The organism is Corynebacterium sp. Marseille-P8863 (assembly GCF_946902955.1).
Taxonomy (GTDB): Bacteria; Actinomycetota; Actinomycetes; order Mycobacteriales; family Mycobacteriaceae; genus Corynebacterium; species Corynebacterium gottingense.
This window is the reverse complement of record NZ_CAMPQC010000001.1, coordinates 242955-260681: the sequence shown is the minus strand read 5'-3', so window position 1 is coordinate 260681 and position 17727 is coordinate 242955. Positions and strand designations below refer to the sequence as shown.

Annotated in this window: 15 protein-coding genes and 1 pseudogene; 3 read left to right on the top strand and 13 right to left on the bottom strand. The window is 65.1% G+C overall.

Annotated features, from left to right (window positions below):
* Positions 1–19 precede the first annotated feature (19 nt).
* From OVO38_RS01290 to eccCa, 10 genes are all read right to left on the bottom strand, one after another.
* Positions 20–301, bottom strand: coding sequence for a hypothetical protein (locus OVO38_RS01290; RefSeq protein ID WP_133064017.1), 282 nt, complete (start codon positions 299–301; stop codon positions 20–22).
* On the bottom strand, positions 301–1941 hold the full coding sequence (locus OVO38_RS01285; RefSeq protein WP_267207555.1) for a hypothetical protein: 1641 nt from the start codon (positions 1939–1941) through the stop codon (positions 301–303). The genes OVO38_RS01290 and OVO38_RS01285 overlap by 1 nt, the downstream gene beginning before the upstream one ends.
* On the bottom strand, positions 1938–2270 hold the full coding sequence (locus OVO38_RS01280; RefSeq protein WP_144716791.1) for a hypothetical protein: 333 nt from the start codon (positions 2268–2270) through the stop codon (positions 1938–1940). Before OVO38_RS01280 ends, OVO38_RS01285 begins: the two co-directional genes overlap by 4 nt.
* 166 nt (positions 2271–2436) lie before the next feature.
* Positions 2437–3780, bottom strand: coding sequence for a phosphoglucosamine mutase (gene glmM, locus OVO38_RS01275; protein ID WP_095535312.1), 1344 nt, complete (start codon positions 3778–3780; stop codon positions 2437–2439).
* Between the two features lie 130 nt (positions 3781–3910).
* Positions 3911–4459, bottom strand: a complete 549-nt coding sequence (gene rpsI, locus OVO38_RS01270) for a 30S ribosomal protein S9 (RefSeq protein WP_267207554.1) — start codon at positions 4457–4459, stop codon at positions 3911–3913.
* Positions 4459–4902 (bottom strand): 50S ribosomal protein L13, encoded by a 444-nt coding sequence (gene rplM, locus OVO38_RS01265; RefSeq protein ID WP_038588493.1) that lies wholly within the window; start codon positions 4900–4902, stop codon positions 4459–4461. Before rplM ends, rpsI begins: the two co-directional genes overlap by 1 nt.
* Positions 4903–5156: 254 nt before the next feature.
* Positions 5157–5441 (bottom strand): WXG100 family type VII secretion target, encoded by a 285-nt coding sequence (locus OVO38_RS01260; RefSeq protein WP_095277827.1) that lies wholly within the window; start codon positions 5439–5441, stop codon positions 5157–5159.
* Positions 5442–5477: 36 nt separating this feature from the next.
* Positions 5478–5795 carry a WXG100 family type VII secretion target gene (locus OVO38_RS01255; protein ID WP_095277829.1) on the bottom strand — a complete coding sequence of 106 codons (318 nt, stop codon included), beginning with the start codon at positions 5793–5795 and terminating at the stop codon, positions 5478–5480.
* Between the two features lie 113 nt (positions 5796–5908).
* Positions 5909–6943 carry a type VII secretion-associated protein gene (locus OVO38_RS01250; RefSeq protein WP_144716795.1) on the bottom strand — a complete coding sequence of 345 codons (1035 nt, stop codon included), beginning with the start codon at positions 6941–6943 and terminating at the stop codon, positions 5909–5911.
* Positions 6940–10599 carry a type VII secretion protein EccCa gene (gene eccCa, locus OVO38_RS01245; protein ID WP_267207553.1) on the bottom strand — a complete coding sequence of 1220 codons (3660 nt, stop codon included), beginning with the start codon at positions 10597–10599 and terminating at the stop codon, positions 6940–6942. The genes OVO38_RS01250 and eccCa overlap by 4 nt, the downstream gene beginning before the upstream one ends.
* A 554-nt stretch (positions 10600–11153) precedes the next feature.
* Here eccCa and OVO38_RS01240 point away from each other — a divergent pair.
* A complete protein-coding gene (locus OVO38_RS01240; RefSeq protein WP_133064811.1) occupies positions 11154–11999 on the top strand; it encodes a hypothetical protein in 846 nt (281 codons plus the stop codon).
* A 99-nt stretch (positions 12000–12098) separates the two neighbouring features.
* On the opposite strand, the pseudogene OVO38_RS12420 reads toward OVO38_RS01240, so the two are convergent.
* The 3 genes and pseudogenes from OVO38_RS12420 to OVO38_RS01230 form a co-directional block, all read right to left on the bottom strand.
* Positions 12099–13202: pseudogene (locus OVO38_RS12420) on the bottom strand (IS3 family transposase).
* Positions 13203–13342: 140 nt separating this feature from the next.
* A complete protein-coding gene (locus OVO38_RS01235) occupies positions 13343–14176 on the bottom strand; it encodes a hypothetical protein (RefSeq protein WP_143340129.1) in 834 nt (277 codons plus the stop codon).
* Between the two features lie 116 nt (positions 14177–14292).
* Positions 14293–14445: a hypothetical protein gene (locus tag OVO38_RS01230; RefSeq protein WP_158221606.1), complete on the bottom strand. Its 153-nt coding sequence runs from the start codon at positions 14443–14445 to the stop codon at positions 14293–14295.
* A 750-nt stretch (positions 14446–15195) separates the two neighbouring features.
* On the opposite strand from OVO38_RS01230, the gene eccD reads away from it, so the two are divergent.
* Positions 15196–16482 (top strand): type VII secretion integral membrane protein EccD, encoded by a 1287-nt coding sequence (gene eccD / locus OVO38_RS01225; protein WP_267207552.1) that lies wholly within the window; start codon positions 15196–15198, stop codon positions 16480–16482.
* A gap of 3 nt (positions 16483–16485) precedes the next feature.
* The gene (locus OVO38_RS01220; RefSeq protein ID WP_267207551.1) at positions 16486–17679 is read left to right on the top strand and encodes a S8 family serine peptidase; all 1194 of its coding nucleotides are present in this window, start codon (positions 16486–16488) and stop codon (positions 17677–17679) included.
* Positions 17680–17727 lie beyond the last annotated feature (48 nt).

The window sequence follows — 17727 nt, the reverse complement described above, 5'->3', positions numbered from 1 at the left end:
CACAGCCTCGCGATCATCCCTACCGTGGGCGCCTCCCGTTCGGCGGCTCGCGGCGCAGCACCGCCCGGATCGGCTTCTGCCCGTCCTCCGGCGGTTGCAGCAGCTTGGATGTCTTGAGCGGGTAGCTGTACTCCCCGCGCGGCACGACCAGCGGTGGCTTGTTCGGGTTCGCCTGCGCCATCGCGTGGTACTTCGCGGTCTGCGCCATTTTGCGCTGGTTGTCTCTGAGCATGGCCTCGAAATCCAGCATGCGCTTCTGGGTACGTCGCCGGTACTGCTCGGCAAACTCTGCGAAATCCATCACCATTCCCCTGTCTTCTTGATTGCCCACGGTTCATGCGCGTCCTGCGCTGGTTGCTCGGTGTGTTCAGGCTCTGCTGTGTGTTCGGTTTGTCCTTCGTGCTGCTCCGGTTGCGGTTCGGCGCCCGAATCCCCGCCCGGGTCAGCGGCAGCCGGTGGCTCTGGAGCCGGTGGCTCGGGAGCCTGGGCCGCTTCGGTCGGCGCGCCCTCCAGGTGCGCGACCTTCTCCGGCGGCGGGGCCGGCTCCTCCACCTGCGCAAGCTCCGGTGGCGGCGGGATCACGCCGTCCTCGGGCACCGGCTCGGGCTCGGGTGCTGGCTCTGGTTCTGGTACAGGCTCCGGCACCGGCTCTGGCTCAGGCTCCGGCACAGGCTCGGGTTCCGTGACTTCGTGCGTGCAGCACTCCGCCCCGGGGCACTCCGCCACCGCGTCGAGCGAGGCCGCAAAACAGTCGAGCCCCTCGAGCACTGCCGCGGCGCCGACCTGCACCAACGTGCCGACCCACGCAGAGGAATCCGAGGAAACCTGCTGCACCGGGGGCTGGAACTGCGACACCGTCTCGCAGTCCACCGCCTCAAGCCCCGCGTTGACGGCGCCGTCGAGCGCGTAGTTGAAGTTCACCTCAATGTTCATCGGCAGCATCTGCGGCGCTGGCGGCTGGACCACCTGCGGGAACACCCCGGCGCCAGCGCCCAACGCGGCGGACGCCGCCGACGTCGCGGCCTGTGACGCAGAGAGGCTCGCTGCGCCCACGCCCACTGGAGCGGGGCGCTCAACGCACCGCGACTCGAAGCGGGGGCACTCGCGCTGGGCCGGGGGCTCCGGTACCGGCGCGGGCTCCGGTGCGACAGCCGGCGGCGCCACAGGCTGCGGCGTCGGCTTCGGGGAGGGAGCCTGAACCGGTTCCGCGCACTGCGCAGCAACCGTCCCGGCCGCGCCCGCGCCCACGCCTCCCGCCGCGCCCGCGTCACAGGCACCGCCGCCGTACTCCACCTCGGGTGCCGGCTGCCGCTCAGCGACCTGCTCCACGCACTTCGCAATCGTGTCCAGGCAGTCCTCGATCACGCAGTTGCGGTCCGACGCGGTCGCATTCGCCTGCGTGAGCGCACCAATCGCCACGTCAATGACCTGGTCGGTGAGCTGCGGGAACCCGAACTTCACAATCATCTCCAGCATGGTGCACACCGGGGAGAGCATCTCCTGCATCGCAATGTCGCCCGTCGCGCACACGTCCTCGATGGCCTTGCAGCACTCCTCGATCTGCCCGCCGACCTCATCGACCTGCGTGAAGTGCTCGGCTTCCCGCTCGGCGTCCGAGGACTCACGCGCGGTGATGCCCACTTCGTCGAACCAGGGCCCGCAGATCGGCTCGCCTGTGGGACCGCGGCCGCCGCCGGGAGGTCCGAAGATGTCAGTCCCCAGGCTCCCGCCCGCGCTCACACTGCCCGTGCCACCGCACCGGCCGCGCAGCTGCGCACCCGTCTGCGCGAACTGGCTAAGGTTCTGGCCTCGCAACCTGTCGATGCTGCAGAGGAGCTCGTTCGCCATCCCCTGCGCGGTCGCACGTTTGCTTGACGACGCCACCGGCGCCGCCAAAATCAGCGACATCATCCGCTGCACTTCTGCCTCCACCGCCGTCACGAGAGCACCTCCCCGGCGCTAATCCCCGGCCCAAAGCCGGACGCGTTGCCCTCGTCCGTGCGCGCCACGTCGGAGGCGAGCTGCATGATGCGTTCCCAGTTGTGTGTGCGGGTGCGTAAGTAGGCGGACGTGGTGGCGTCGATAAGCTCGAGCGCCGCCGCTATCCGCGCCCCCTGACTCGCAAACCCCTGGCCAAAGCTCGCGGGCTCAACCCGCGCGGGATGCGCCGCGATGGCCTCCCCCGCCGCCTCGTACGCGCCGATGGCTTGCGTGTAATGCTCGCGAACCGCCTCAACATCGACGTCGACGCCGTGCTGCGATGCGCTCATTGTTCCACCCCCATGATGTCCCCCGACCCGCGTGCGCGGGCCGCTGTTTTTGTTGTCCCCTTATTAGACGCAGCTACACCCCCTCCGGTTCCCTCTCCCCGGAAACTTTTTCAAACCCCCTGTTTCCGGGGGCGGGAACCGACTGCGCGGGACGCCTGCTCGCAGACTACACGGCCGCGACCACGGCGGCGAGGCGACCGGCCACCTCGCGTGCGTGCTTCTCGTCCGAAGCCTCCACCATCACGCGGAAGATCTCCTCGGTGCCGGAGGCGCGCAGCAGGACGCGGCCCTGGTCTCCCAGCTCCGCCTCTGCGGCTTCCTTCGCGGCGATGACCTCCGGGTCCTTGAGAATGGCGGACTTATCCGACACCGGCACGTTGATCAGCTGCTGCGGCAGCACCTGCATCACCTGCGCCAGCTCGGCGAGTGTCTTGCCGGTCTCCGCCATGCGCGCCATGAGCAGCAGGCCGGACAGGGTGCCGTCGCCGGTGGTGGCGTGGGCCGGGACGACGATGTGGCCCGACTGCTCGCCGCCGAGCGAGAAGCCGCTGCGGTTGAGCGCCTCGAGCACGTAGCGGTCGCCCACCGCGGTCTCCTCGACGGCGATGCCCTCGCGCTGCATCGCAAGCTTCAGGCCAAGGTTGCTCATCACGGTGGCAACGAGGGTGTTGTCCGCCAGGGAGCTGCGCTCCTTCATGCCGGTGGCCAGGATGGCCATGATCTGGTCGCCGTCGACAATGTTGCCCTCCGCATCCACGGCCAGGCAGCGGTCCGCGTCGCCGTCGTGCGCCAGCCCGATGTCTGCGCCGTGCTCAACCACGGCCTTCTGGATCTGGTCCATGTGGGTCGAGCCGGAGCCGTCGTTGATGTTGAAGGCGTTCGGAGCGTTGTGGATCGCCGTCACCTCAGCGCCCGCGGCCTCGTACGCCTTCGGGGCGACTTCCGACGCCGCGCCATTGGCACAGTCCACCACGACCTTAATACCGCTGAGGTCGGTGGTCATCGCCTCGGCGAGGTGCGCGAGGTAGCGCTCCTGCGCGTCCGGCGCCTCCTCGATCACGCGGCCGATGCCGGTGCCGGTGGGGCCGGTCTCCTCCAGCGTGGCCATGGTCCGCTCGATCTCGTCCTCCACGTCGTCCGGGAGCTTCTTACCGCCCGCGGAGAAGAACTTGATGCCGTTGTCCGGCATCGGGTTGTGGGAGGCGGAAATCATCACGCCGATGTCCGCGCCGTAATCATCAGTCAGGAACGCCAGGCCCGGCGTAGGAATCACGCCGACGCGGAGCACGTCCACGCCTTTCGACGCCATCCCCGCCGCCATGGCCGCCGCCAGCATCTCACCGGAGACGCGCGGGTCACGCCCAATCAGGGCGGTCGGGCGGCGCTTGGTGGAGCGCCGGTCGCGCGTCAGCACGGTCGCGGCCGCCGCGCCAAGTTTCATTGCCAGGGATGCCGTGAGCTTCTCGTTTGCAAGTCCACGGACGCCGTCAGTTCCAAACATTCGAGTCATACGGACAATTATGCAGCACACCCCGGCGGCGTACAGGTGCGGGGTCTGCCCGAGCCCTCCACCAACAACAAAACGCCGCCACCCCAGGTGAACGGGGCGACGGCGTAAAGCCTTGCAGTAATGGAAGCGATTAACGCTTGGAGTACTGCGGTGCGCGACGGGCCTTGTGCAGACCTGCCTTCTTGCGCTCGACGGCACGTGCGTCACGGGTGAGCAGGCCGGCCTTCTTCAGGGTCGGGCGCTCAGCCGGGTTGTACACGTTGAGTGCGCGGGCGATGGCCAGACGCAGTGCGCCTGCCTGGCCGGTCGGGCCGCCACCGTTGAGGTTGGCCTTGATGTTGAACTGGCCTTCGCGCTCGAGCAGCGTCAGCGGCAGGAGGATGTCCTGCTGGTGCAGCTTGTTCGGGAAGTACTCCTCGAACTCGCGGCCGTTGACGATGATCTTGCCCTCACCCTCGGTCACGGTGATGCGAGCGATTGCGCGCTTACGGCGACCAACGGTCTGGATCGGACCCTCGTGCAGGTTCACCGGCTCGGCGACGGTCTCCTCGGACTCGTCAACCTCGGGCGCAACTGCGTCGCCGATGGTGTAGTTGAATTCCTCGGTTGCGGCGGTGGCGGCGTCGATGTCGCCAGCGTCTGCAACGTTGTTCTCTGCGTTGGTGTTCGGTTCGGTCATTACTGTGCCACCTGCTTAAACTCGTAGGTTTCCGGCTTCTGCGCAGCGTACGGGTGCTCGTCGCCGACGAAGACGTGAAGCTTCTTGATGGACTGACGGGAAAGCTTGTTGTGCGGCATCATGCCCTTCACAGCTTCCTCGATCACGCGGTCCGGACGCTCGTCCAGGGCGCGGCCCAGGGTCATGGACTTCAGACCACCCGGGTAACCGGAGTGGCGGTAGCGCATCTCACGATCGCGCTTGTTCGAGGAGATGTGGATCTTGTCGGCGTTGATCACGATGACGTGATCGCCGGTGTCAACGTTCGGTGCGAACTGCGGCTTGTGCTTGCCACGCAGGATGTCCGCTGCGGTGGAAGCGAGCTTGCCCAGCACCACGTCGGTTGCGTCGATGACGTACCACTTACGGGTAATGTCACCGCTCTTCGGGTGGTAAGTAGACATGCATGACTCCTTAAAGTCTGTCTAGATGGCTGCCGGCCATACTTCGGTGCCCGCGCCCCCAACGGCGGCCGGTGGAGACCCGATGGGCGCGTCGCCGGTTCAAACCGGCAGGACACACAGGGGTATAACCATACGCGATGTCCACCTCAGCTCCAAAACAGCGAAGCGCCGCCGCAGGATCCCCCAATCCCGCAGCGGCGCTCACGTTTCCCCCTGTATCGATTCCCCCGAATCTTCCCCCTGAGGCTCCCCCGTTAGCCCCAGCTATTCGCTGCGGCGTTGTTGACGGCGCTCATGGTGTTGTTGCCATCCTCGACGGTGTTGGCGATCTGGTTGAGGATCTCGTTGAGATCCGCCGCCGCCTGATCCCACTTGGCCTGGTGCGCCATGTAGCTGGTCGCGGCCTCGCCTTCCCAGGTCGCCGTCATCGGGCGGATGACCTCCTTGAGCTCGTTGAGCTGGCCGTTGATGGTGGCGGCGGAGGTGCGGATGTCCTGGGCAGTGCTGCCGATCTGGCCAAAGTCGTACTTGATGTGCATGTCAGTGGTGTCCTTTCAGTGGTGTGTGAGTTGTGGTTACAGCGCCAGTCCCGCGGAGCCGGACAGCTGGTCCAGGCTCTCGGTGGTGGTCACGTCGGTGTTCTCGTAGTGCTTGGCGTTGTCGCGGATGTTGTGCGAGATGTCCGTCAGCGCCTCGGTGAGTCGGCGCTGGGCGTCGTCATAACGCATCATCAAGCCGTCGAAGCTGCGCTGCGCGCTGCCCTGCCAGAACGTGCGGACGGACTCGGCGACCCCCTGGATCCGGTCGATCTCGCGGTTGACGTCCGCGTTGACGGAGTCAGCGTGGTCTGCCGTGGAGCGCATCACATCGGCTTCAGTCTGAAAGTTGCTCATGGTTCCCCCTCGTATCAAGAGTGTCTGGTTGGCAAACAGTCACTGTGTTGTGCTGTTCATATATTGGACGTAAAAAGATGCCCGTCGGTTCCCTCGGTTGAGAAAAAAGTTTTCTACCCTTCCAAGGCAACCACCCCTTTATCCGCATCTACCTGCACGTTTCCCCCGTCAAAGCGCGCAGAATTCATTGCCATCGCGCACGTCGCTTCCTGGATCTGCGTCGGTACTTCGCGCGTGTGGCACCCCACCGAGAGCTGCACGTTGCCCTCGGGCCAGGTCTTCCACAGCGCCTGCGAGCCGTCCGCCGCCCGCTCCAGGTAAGTCACTGCGTACCCGTCGGTGGTGACCAGCTCGACGTCGTCGTCAAGCGCAATATCTTTGCGCAGCTGCTCCGCAAGCGTCTCCGGGGGCAGGTTGAACCGATCGTCCACGCTCAGCTGCAACCGGAAGTTCGGGTCGGGCCCGACCGCGCGCCACATGTCGCCGTCCTGCTCCAACGTAAACCCGGCGGGCAGCTCGACGCTCAGACCGTCCTGCTCAATCACTTCGGGCGCAGGGGCTTCATGCTTATCGACGCCCCCTCCCCCTGTACCATCCACCCCGGTCTCCCCAAACAAGCCCCGGACGGTGAGCCATACCGCCACGGCGCACGCGAGCACAACCACCCCGACGACGCCGGCGAGGACCCACGTGCCGCGGCGATCCGTGTCCGGTGCCAGCTCGCCCGCAAGCCCCTGCTCCGGCTGTGGTCGCCGCACCGGCGAAGGCCGCGCCGGGTACGCCTCGGCGGGCCCGATGCCGTCGGGCTCCTCCCGGAGCCGGTGCCGCGGCTCTGGCGCTGCGCTAGCCTGCTCAGGCTCGTGAGCGTCGCTGCGCTCCCATTCGTCCGTGGCGAGTTCGCCGGTGAGGTGGACGTCGTAATCCGCGAGCGCTTGGTCCACCGCGTGGATCACAGACTCCTGGGCCACGAGGTGCACGTGCGCCCCGCCCGGGTCGGGCCCGAAGATGCTGCGCACGTTGCGCGCCACCTCGGCGGGGCTCGGCGCATCCAGGCGGTGCAGGTTTGCCGCGCCGGAAAAGGTGGTGGCCTGTTTCGTGATGACCACGCGCAGCGTCGGCGTGTCTTGAGAAGTAAAGGTACTGGTCATAGGTGTTCTCCTTCCTCATACGGGGCACACAGCTGCACCGTGCCCACCGTGGTCCCGGCCTGCACCAGCGTCGCCCGCCCCGGGGCCTGCGGCGTCGGCTTCACGCCGAACAAGGCGCCCTCGTCGCGGGTGCCGTCCATCACCAGCACATCCGGGTGCACGTCCTTCATCGCGCCGAGGAAGCCGCCGAACAGGGCTCGCGAAACGCCGCCGAACTTGCGGGCGGCCACCACGTGCAGGCCGATGTCCCGGGCGTGCGGAAGCAGCGCTACGACGTCGCGCAAGTGCTCGTCGCCGACGAGCTCCAGGTCGTCGATGACCAGGTAGATGTCCGGCCCGGACCACCAGGAGCGCTGCGCCAGCTGCACCTGTGTGACGTCCGCGCCGGGCAGGCGGGACCGCATCGTGGTCACCAGCGCCTTGGTCGCGTCCGCGATCGCCGTCGACGAAGCCGCGTACGCCGCAGTCATCTCGTCAGACGCGCGGCCCAGGTGGGCCCGGCGCGGGTCGCAGATGACCATGCGCGCCTGCTCGCGGTCCATCGCCTCGATCGCGGTGATCGCGCTGGCAATCACGGTGGACTTGCCCGACCCGCCCGTGCCGATGGCCAGGACGTGGCCCGACTCGCAGCGCACCGGCGCCAGGTGCGGGCCGCCGATGCCGAGGGGGATCGTGGGTGGGGTGGGCGTGGCGTCGGTAAGCAATGCCCCTGTGGTGACGTGGGCGGGCAGGACCTTGAGTTTGGGGACCGGCGTTTGGTCGGCGGCCTGGGCGGCAATGTACGCGAGGTCCTGCGTGTTCGCGCGGGCGAGCAGCATGTGCTTGCCGCCGGGCGTGAGTCCGTGTCCGGGCTTGGCGGGAAGCTTTTGCTGGAGTTTGCGGTCAATGAGCGAGTCCATCGGCTCGGTCAGGTGCAGCTCGTAGCGGGTGCCAATGAGGTCGCGCACGTTGGGGCGGATCGCGTTCCAGCGCTGCGTCGTGACCATAAGGTGCACGCCCGCGGCCGGCCCCTCCGAGGCGATGCGCGCGAGCGGCTCCTTGAGGTCCTCAAACTTGGAGTCCGGCGCGGTCAGCGTGTGCCAGCCGTCGATGAGCAGGATGGTCTCGCGCGCGGGGCGCATGCTTGCCGACGCCACCTCGATCACCCCCGTCACCTCATCCACCACGCGGCGCACGCGCTCCTCGTCGCTGCGCAGCGCCACCCCCGCGACGTGCGGCAGGCGCTCCAGGTCGTCGAGGCCGCCGCTGCCCGCGTCGATTCCGTAGACCGCCAGCTCCTCGGTGGTGTGGTGCAGGCAGAGTGCGGCCACGATGGTGCGCAGCGCCGACGACTTCCCGGTCTGCGGCCCGCCGGCGATCGCGATGTGCCCGCCGGAGACCGAGAGGTCCACCATGAGCGGGTCTTGGCGTTGGCGGTAGGGGTCGTCGATAAGCCCGGCGGGTGCCCGAAGCCGCTCCGCGCCGGTCCCGCTGACGGTGTGGAGCTCCAGCGCGTCCGGCAGCGGCGGCAGCCACACCTGGTGCGCGCGCATCCCGGCGGCCTCCGCGAGTTCGCGGGCCCGCTGCACCACCGCGTCCAGCGTGGTCGTCGTGGCGTCCGTGTCCACCTTCGTCTGCGCCTCTAGCGCGGGCGGCTCCCAGCCCTCGAACAGGCGCACCGCCGGTGCCTCCGCCGACGCCCCCTCCACGACTCGCCTGGTCAGCGGGCCAGACACGTAGGAGGCGCGGAACCGGACCAGATCGGGCGAGCCCGCCTTGAGGAATCCGGACCCGGGCTCGCCCGGCAGCTCGTAGGCATCCGGCACGCCCAGGACCTGGCGGGACTCGCCCGAGCTAAACGTCTTCAGGCCAATGCGGTACGACAGGTGCGAATCCAACCCGCGCAGCTTGCCCTCGTCCAGTCGCTGGGAAGCCAGCAGCAGGTGCACGCCGAGCGAACGGCCCAGCCTGCCCACCGCCACGAACAGGTCAGCAAAGTGCGGGTGCTGTGTGAGCAGCTCGGAGAACTCGTCCACGATGATCACCAGCGCCGACAGCGGGTCCAGCGCCTCTCCGCGCAGGCGGGCCGCAGTGTAGTCGGTGATGTTGGCAAAGTTCCCGGCGGTACGCAGCAGCTCCTGGCGTCGATTCATCTCCCCTGAGATGGCGTCGTACATGCGCTCCACCAGCACGGCTTCATCTTCCAGGTTGGTGATCACCGCGGACGTGTGCGGCAAGGCGTCGCAGCCCAGGAAGGTCGCGCCACCCTTGAAGTCCACGAGCACCAGGTTCAGCTCATCAGGCGAATGGGTGGCGGCGAGGGCGGCGACCAAGCTCCGCAGCATCTCCGACTTACCGCTGCCCGTCGCGCCGATGCACAGCCCGTGCGGGCCCATGCCGCCGTGCGCCGCCTCCTTGAGGTCCAGGTACACCGCCTGCCCGTCCGGCGTGGCCCCAATCGGCACAGTCAGCCGCTGCCGGGTCCCCTCCCGGCCCGGCCACATGGTGTGCATATCCAGCGTCTGCACGTCGTCATAGCCCAGCATGGCCAGCAGGTCCCCGCCCGTCTTGCGCGCCCCGGTGCCGTCGTCGGGCCGGCGGTAAAACGCCAGGTGGCGGGCGATGATCTGCGCCTCCTCGTCCGCGAACCGGTCGGGCGTGCCGAGATGCTCGGAGCCAGATTCCGTCATCGCCGTCAGCGTGTCCTCGCACACAACGTGAAAGGCGTGCTCGTCCACAAACGCGTCCGCGTCTGGGTGCACCGTGATCACGCAGTCCGCGGCCTGGGCAGTCTGGGCTATCGACGCCGCGTGCCCCCGCTGCCCCGCTCCCTCCGGCTCCGCCTGCGCATCGAGGACCGCGACGCGAAACTCCGCCTGCTCCGGCTCCCTGGTGTGCGGCAGCCACTTCGCCCACCGCATCCCGGAATGTTCCAGGTCCAGCCCTACCAGCTCCGGGCCGTGGAAGAACGCCAGCTGGGACACGATCGCGCGAGCCACCTCGCGGGCGCGCGGGCCCGCCAGCGTCACCGCAGGAAACGCGGCGAGCTGCACCACGATCGGCATGCCCGCCACAGTGTTCACCGCCGCGACGGCACGTCGCAGGCTCACCGCGCACACCGGATCCAAGTCCTCGGGCGAGCCCGGATCTTCCACCTCAACCGGCGTGCACAGCGCCATGTTGCCGGTGCCCAGCCGCACCTGCAGCGCCTCCGGGCTCGCGGCGGTGCGCTCCCACACCCGGTAGGTGGGCACGCCCGTGAGCAGTAGCGCGGGCTCCGGGTGCACGTAGGTGAAGTGCTCACGCTGCTGGACCGCATTGGTGCGCGCCCGACGCGTCAGCGCGTCAAGGTGGCGCAGATAAACGCGCCGCGTTTCGTCCATATCGCCCTGCTGCTCCTGCGGTTGGAACATGGCGAGCAACCCGAACGCCATCATGAGCGGGAAGATGAGCATCATCGGACCCACGGCGCGCCCCGAAAGCATCATCAGCGCCATCACCGCGCCGACCGCCACCATCATGATCACGGGCATAAGAATGCGCAGCATGGGCATCGGCTGCTGCTTCTGCGCCTGCGGCACCGCTTCGGCGTGCAGCGCGCCAGCCGGCAGCGCAGGCGCCTCTCCCAGCTGCGTCGGCGCTGGCGCGAGCACCGGGTTGTGGTCGACTCCGAGCACGGGACGAATCCCCCCTATCGTTGCTGGCCACAGCCGCTGGTTCCCCCGAACCAGCCCCCGAGCTGTGGACGTGCCCGGCAGTTTACGCCATACTTGGCACCACCGCGCGGCAAATGGGGGTCCGCGCCAGATTCACGGGGTTTATACCTTGGTAGCCACGTCCGCGCACCACATCGTGCGCATGACCGTCCGCGTCAGCGCCTCCAGGCGGTGCAGACCGTCGCAACAAAGTTGCCTGCAACACGGAGAAGTACAACTCGAGTTAAGCCAAGCGCATCAAATCGGACGAATTACGGCACTACACCAGCATCCACCTCGTTGAAAGGTAGCTCAACCATGCCTGAGAGGCCCCGACAATATGTCAGGGATGAAGCGCGGAGTCGAGCTTGATCCTCTACCCCGCGCATTGAACTGGGGGCATACTTTCGGTGCCGCGATGGCCAGTCGAACATGCAAGAACTGACGCCTAATGGCATGTACCTTGGGCTGCGTAGGAATCCTGCGTTCCGGCTTTCTGTTCATAACTCATTCAAATCGAAAGGGGAACCATTTAAATGGAAGATCTGACGGCAATGCGTTTAGAGCGTCGCCAAGACACACTTGAAATAGATGGCATCACTATTGAATGCGCTATCGATGTGTGCCTCGAGCCTCACAGCGAATATATTGTGAACCTCGAATTTGCAGTACGCCAAGGAACTGCACCCACTGCAATGAGACTTAGGACCTATAGCGCTGAGTTCGTACTCTCTGATAATGAGACAGAAAACAGCATTCGCCTTACTGACGGTGTTAGCAATTGCTCAAGCTTTCGCCTTCGCACCGGACAGAAAGATGGCAAGCTAAGTGTTTTCAACGAGTACCTTCATAGTTATTGGGAAGGTGTCGAACCCGCCTACGAGTACATGACTGATGATGCTGGGATTGTTATCACCAAGAGGGAAGGCGACACCATTTACTTTGCCTGCAACAACCGCAGTCCACGCGAGCAGCTAGCGTTTGAGGACGTCACTGGGACGCTTACGGTTACTAAAGTTGGTTCAGCGCAAGAGCATTCCATCGCCCCTGCAGAGGATGGATCGCCGATTCAACAATATTGCTTCATTGACAGTGGTGATGAAGTACCCGAGGAAAAGAAGCTCGTTGAAATTGCTACCTCGCTTTCGGGCACGGCCTCCCCGACTAGCGAAGCGGTCACTACCTTAATTGACAGGCTTGAAGGACTTGACTACACCATCATTGCTTCGACTGACAATGCCGTCACCATCGAAGTCGACATTTCGAATGAGGACACCACCGAATTCGCAATGGTCGACGAGGCCCGACTGTGGAATCTCAACCTAGTGAAGGTACGCACCCATACCCTGCTCAACCAAAGCACGAACCAGCCAGAAAATTAGGCCACAACTGCTCAAGAAGACACTCAAGCGCCCCAAGTGGATCCGCTTCTCTAGTGGACCCGTGCCGATGAGCTGAGACAATCACTATTCGGTGTCCGCTTACTGTGAGGTCGTGAAGTCCGGTACTTCGTGTAGGCATTTGCGTCCCACCGGCGCACCCACCGCAGGGTAGACGAACTCGACATCTCTCACCGACGTCCAAGAAGCTTAATCATAGATGAGCTCAGTCTTGTAGAGACCGTTGACTGTCTCGGCCAGCCCGAATACGCACTTCAAGCCACCTACGGGCCTCCCCAATCACCGCCTAGTAACAGCTTTTTGCCGTAGATTCGCCCAGTAGTGGCTAATGCACTTTTCAAGGCCTCCATCGTCAGCGCAAGGGTACGCATCGTCTGCGGTGCGGTAACACCGACATTTTTCTGATGGAGACGTCGACGAAAAATACGGTATTGACAAGAACTGAAAGAGCGTGAACATAAGTAATGTCGGTCGCACAAAGTCACCCAGGTGATGCGGCCCGGACGTTTCAAGTGCACAGTATTTGAACGTTGGTCCGCAAGCGTCAGGCTGATCGTGGTGGCCGAGTTTGTCCGCATCAGCGACCGGGCACAACTGCGAATTTCAGCAGGCGTGCGGTCTTGCTGCGGCAGACTTGAAGGCTTTCACGGTGCATGCCCTGCCACATCTTGCGGATGACCTAGGCCGAGAGGATTTCTGCAGGGACGCGTTGAAACCTCGGGATAATCAAAACTACCGCTTCAGGGCCCCATTGATTGCGGCATGGGTGGTGGCTTTCGGTAGCTGCGGGAGGCGATGAATCCGCACTCTGACTATCTGAAAAGTCGGCGGATGGTCTCGAACCCAAATTGATTCTTGAATGCGTCGATGACGCAAATAATCTTGTCGTGGGACGGTCGAGTTCCGTCGCGGAACGGTGCAAAGCCGAAGTGACCTTGAGAATCCCGTTTGCATGTTTTGACTCGCGGTATTCACGTCACAATGTGCTTGAGTACTGCGTGTACGGTTTCGATGTCTGAACCGTAAGAGATCTCAGACGCTAAGCGCTGGCGCGGTGCTCAACGTGCAGCGTGCGGTGCGACTCATAAGGAGCTCTCCGACGTCCTCATAAGCGCGTCGCAGTGAGCAGGACTCCAGGCGGATCAATCGGAAAAATTTTGAAGGATAGCTTTCTGGACGTGGCAAAGCGTCCAATCCTTCCTAAGTGTTCAGACCACCGATTTAGTAACGCCATGGTGAGGATCGAGTAACGCCCGGGCGTTTGGGGGTTGGGCGGGGTGAGTGGATCCGTGTCTACAACCCCCGATAGACAGGACACTTCCCGGCTAAATCTTGCTTTGGTTGAGCAGGGCGTGGGTGCGTACCTTCACTAGGTTGAGATTCCACAGTCGGGCCTCGTCGACCATTGCGAATTCGGTGGTGTCCTCATTCGAGATGTCGACTTCGATGGTGACGGCATTGTCAGTCGAAGCAATGATGGTGTAGTCAAGTCCTTCAAGCCTGTCAATTAACGTAGTGACCGCTTCACTCGCCGGGGAGGTCTTGCCCGAAAGCGCAGTAGCAATATCAATGAGCTTGTTTTCCTCGGGTTGCTCATCGCCGCTGTCGATGAAGCAATATTGCTGAATCGGCGATCCATCCTCTGCAGGGGCGATGGAATGATCTTTCGCTGAACCAACTTTCGTAACCGTAAGAGTCCCCGTGACGTCCTCAAACGCTAGCTGCTCGCGCGGACTGCGGTTGTTGCAGGCAAAGTGAATGGTGTCGCCTTCCCTCTTGGTGATAACAATCCCGGAATCGCCGGTCATGTACTCGTAGGCGGGTTCGACACCTTCCCAATAGCTATGCAGGTACTCGTTAAAAACACTCAGCAATCCTGACTTTTGTCCCGTTCGCAGACGAAAGCTTGTGCTATTGCTCACACCGTCGGTAAGGCGAATGCTGTTTTCTGTCTCATCATCAGAAAGAACGAACTCAGCGTGAAAAGTCTTAAGCCTCATTGCAGTGGGCACTGTTCCTTGGCGAACCGCAAATTCGAGGCTCAAACTATATTCGCTGTGAGGCTCGAGGTCCACACCGATACGGCTTTCGATGGTGATACCGTCGATTTCAAGCGTGCCTTGTCGAAGCTCTGTACGCATTCCTGTCAGACTCTGCATATGATAGATTCCCTTTCAATTTGAATGAGCTATGAACAGAAAGCCGGGACGCGGGATTCCTACGCAGCCCAAGGTACATGCCATTAGGCGTCAGTTCTTGCGTGTTCGACTGGCCATCACGGAACGAACTGAAGACCGCCTTCGGCGCGAGACAAAGGTTCAATGCTGAGCTCCATGCTTTCAAAGCCGTCCTGTATTTTCCGGCCACGTTTGATCCGATAATCGAGCAGTTCTGGGGTAAATCCGCGCGTCGCTTTGCCGACTTTCATGCGCTTCCATGGATTCGAACGTAGTTCTCTGAGTGGAAGCAGCTTCGTTCTTCCAAAATCCATTACGCTCGGCGCCTCGGCCTGGACGTCTTCCGTACTTCATTAGGTATATGTGCTGGTCGCCCAAGCGCTATCGTCGTCCAGCATCTTTTTCGAGACGTACTGATGCATAACCACACCTAAAGCTACAGAGGCCCAGTCCCCCATTAGCGAATCGCCCGGATCAAGAAGAAGCGTCGACGACGCGCATGCACCAAAAATACAAAGGTCACCACAAACCAACGTGGGCCAATCCACCTGACTGCCAATCTCGGTTGAGTCGAATTTGTATCCGGCTGCGGTGGTTGACTGTTGCTCTCGGATGTTGGTTCGCTTTACCATTGCCGGCCACTCGGAACATGAAAGCGCGTGTGCTGCAGCGCAGTTTCATCGTCCCCTGGTCGATGGCGGCGGTCGGCACCAGTGCCGACAATTCGCTGGCGGAGTCGTTTAACGCTTCCGGAAACGAGAGCTTCTTAACTGTTGCCAACCAGCTCGTTTGCCGGCAAGATGTGTTCGCACGATTATGAGCTGCGTAAGTCCGGTTATTTCACCAGCCCGTAGTGTCCACTTTTCGGGCACCGCCCCGAACTCTGGACGTGACCGGCTTTTTACGCCATACTTGGCACCACCGCGCGGCAAATGGGGGTCCGCGCCAGATTCACGGGGGTTTATACCTTGGTAGCCACGTCCGCACACCACATCGTGCGCATGACCGTCCGCGTCAGCGCCGTCTCGTTCCACCGCGACATCGACCTGACGCTTCCCACCTCGTCCACCCTCGCGGAGATCCTCCCGGAACTCGCCACGTATGTGGAGCTGCCGCGCATCCATCGCCCGTGGGAGGCCACCACCGTCGGCGGCGAGCCCCTGGACATGGTGACGCCGCTGCACAAGCTGAAGCTTCGCGACGGCAGCGTCGCCGTCCTCCGACCCCAAGAGGTCACCGAACCGCCCATGGTGCGCGACGCCGCGGAGTCCCTCGACGCGGCCGCCGCCGGTGCCCGGGATACGCGCGGGCTGAGTGTGTTCGCCTCCTTCGCCGGCTGCGCCGGGCTCGCCGTGGTGGCTGGCATGTTCGTGTCCACCCCAGTCGCGCTCGGACTAGGCGTGCTCGCCCTGTTCGCCCTCGCCATGGGCGCCGGTTCGCGGGCTCTGTTCGCACCGCTGCCCGCGCTCGCCGGTGCCGCCGTCGCCCTCTGGGTGGCGGGCGAGCCCGCACAGTGGGACGGTGGCGCCGACCCGGCGCTGGGGGTGCTTGCCGGCGCCGCCACCGCGTGCGTGCTGCTCGCCGGCGGCGCCGTCGCAGGGCTGGCCGCCACCTTCCCGGCGACGCTCACCGCCGCGCTGGCCGTGCTGCTCAGCGCGGGGGCGTGCGGCGCGTGGTTGCCCGCGCGCCACGCGTCCGCGGCGCTCGCCGTCCTCGCCTGCCTCATCGCAGTGCTTTCCACGCCCGCCATCGCCACCCGCGCCGCCGGGCTGAAGGTGCCGCGCGTGCCCACCGCCGGCGAAGCGTTCACCACCGCGGACGGGTACCAGGTGGACGTCGATAAGCGAAGTGCCCGTGCCGTGACCATCGTTGCCGCGATCTCCTGCGCGGTGGCGGCCTGCCTGGTGCCGTCGATACTCGCGACCGTGCGGGACGGCGGGGCCTGGCCGTTCGCGTTCGCGGTGTGCACCGCGGGCGCGCTGGCCATCTACGCGGGACGCAACCACTACCCGGTGCCGCGCGCCGCGCTCACCGCCGCGGCGCTCGGGGCGGTGCTAGCCTGCGCCGTCGCCGTCGCACGCAGTGCCCACCCGCACCCGGTGTGCATCGCGCTCGCCGTGTTGTTGGCACTGGTGGCGGCGACGGCGAGCCTGTGGATCCCGCGCGTGCCCGAGCTCGAGCCGACCACCGTCGTGTGGTTCGAGCGTGCCGAAACCGCGGCCATCATCGCGGCGATCCCGCTGGCCGTGCACCTGACCGGCGCGTTTTCCATGATTCGGGGGCTGTGACCGATGCGCCGCATCAGTTGGGCCGCGGGGGTCGCGCTCTGTGCCACCGCCCCGGTGACGTTTGTCCCGCCTGCACACGCCCAGGACTATGACTGCACGGTTCCCGTCCACGCACCCCCGCCTCCCGCGCGCACCGCGGACGAACGCGCGCGGCTCGATGCGACCGATCCGCTGGCCAAAGCACACGCATTTGCCACCGGGCGCGGGGTGCGCGTGGCCGTCATCGACACCGGCGTGCACCCGCACCCGCAGCTGGACCAGCTGCGGCCGGGCCGCGACTTTGTAGACCACGACGCCCCCGACCCGCTTCGCGACTGCGACTCGCACGGCACCGTCGTCGCCGGCATCATCGCCGGAACGGAGCTGGGTGTGGCGCCCGACGCCGAGCTCATCTCCATCCGGCAGACCTCCGCGCACTACCGCGACCACGCGCAGGAGGGCGAGGACCCCACCGCGGGATCGCTCGCTACGCTAGCCAGCGCCATCCACAACGCCATCGACGAAGGCGCCCACATCATCAACGCCTCTGTCGTATCTTGCCAACCGCCGGAGCTCGCGGCGCGCATCGACACCGGCCCGCTCGACGCCGCACTCGCCCGCGCCGAAGCCGAAGGTGTGCTCGTTGTCGCCGCCGCCGGCAACGAATCCGGCGAGTGCAAGCAGGGCTTCGCCGTCTACCCCGCGCACTCGCCCACCGTGCTCGCCGTCAGCGCGCGCGACACCGCCCACGACCTGGCGGGCTACTCCATCCGCGTCCCGGGCCCCTCGCTCTCCGCGGCGGGCACGGTCCCGCTGGCGCTGGCCTCCGATGGCACCGGCTTTGCCACCGGCACCGTAGGCAGCAATGGCCCCGCCCCCTACGCGGGCACCAGCTTCGCCGCACCCGCCGTCACCGGTGCCGCGGCCCTACTCAAGCAGCGCCACCCGCACCTGGGTCCCGCCGAGCTGCGCGCGCACCTCTACGCCGCATCCCAGCCCAGCGGCGGCGCACTCGACCCGTACGTCGCCGTGACCCAGCTCGAGCCTCAATCGCTTATCGACGCCCCACCGCTCACCCTCACCCCCGCCGCCGAACACGCCTCACCGTCCGTCGGCCGGCTGGGCCAAGTCCTTCTCGCCGCTTCCCTACTGCTCATCGCGCTGGTTGGGGTGGCGCGGCTGCGTGGGCTTCGTGGGATGCGGCGGCAGCGTAACTAGCTGGTCGGGCTGAGGCGGGCCGGGGTGCTGGTTTTAGGCCGAATCCAC

What these genes read in the sequence shown, in the direction of transcription:
- OVO38_RS01290 (WP_133064017.1), bottom strand. Translation starts at nt 301, where the DNA reads ATGGATTTCGCAGAGTTTGCCGAGCAGTACCGGCGACGTACCCAGAAG.
- OVO38_RS01280 (WP_144716791.1), bottom strand. Translation starts at nt 2,270, where the DNA reads ATGAGCGCATCGCAGCACGGCGTCGACGTCGATGTTGAGGCGGTTCGC.
- glmM (WP_095535312.1), bottom strand. Translation starts at nt 3,780, where the DNA reads ATGACTCGAATGTTTGGAACTGACGGCGTCCGTGGACTTGCAAACGAG.
- rpsI (WP_267207554.1), bottom strand. Translation starts at nt 4,459, where the DNA reads ATGACCGAACCGAACACCAACGCAGAGAACAACGTTGCAGACGCTGGC.
- rplM (WP_038588493.1), bottom strand. Translation starts at nt 4,902, where the DNA reads ATGTCTACTTACCACCCGAAGAGCGGTGACATTACCCGTAAGTGGTAC.
- OVO38_RS01260 (WP_095277827.1), bottom strand. Translation starts at nt 5,441, where the DNA reads ATGCACATCAAGTACGACTTTGGCCAGATCGGCAGCACTGCCCAGGAC.
- OVO38_RS01255 (WP_095277829.1), bottom strand. Translation starts at nt 5,795, where the DNA reads ATGAGCAACTTTCAGACTGAAGCCGATGTGATGCGCTCCACGGCAGAC.
- OVO38_RS01250 (WP_144716795.1), bottom strand. Translation starts at nt 6,943, where the DNA reads ATGACCAGTACCTTTACTTCTCAAGACACGCCGACGCTGCGCGTGGTC.
- OVO38_RS01240 (WP_133064811.1), top strand. Translation starts at nt 11,154, where the DNA reads ATGGAAGATCTGACGGCAATGCGTTTAGAGCGTCGCCAAGACACACTT.
- OVO38_RS01235 (WP_143340129.1), bottom strand. Translation starts at nt 14,176, where the DNA reads ATGCAGAGTCTGACAGGAATGCGTACAGAGCTTCGACAAGGCACGCTT.
- OVO38_RS01230 (WP_158221606.1), bottom strand. Translation starts at nt 14,445, where the DNA reads ATGAAAGTCGGCAAAGCGACGCGCGGATTTACCCCAGAACTGCTCGAT.
- eccD (WP_267207552.1), top strand. Translation starts at nt 15,196, where the DNA reads ATGACCGTCCGCGTCAGCGCCGTCTCGTTCCACCGCGACATCGACCTG.
- OVO38_RS01220 (WP_267207551.1), top strand. Translation starts at nt 16,486, where the DNA reads ATGCGCCGCATCAGTTGGGCCGCGGGGGTCGCGCTCTGTGCCACCGCC.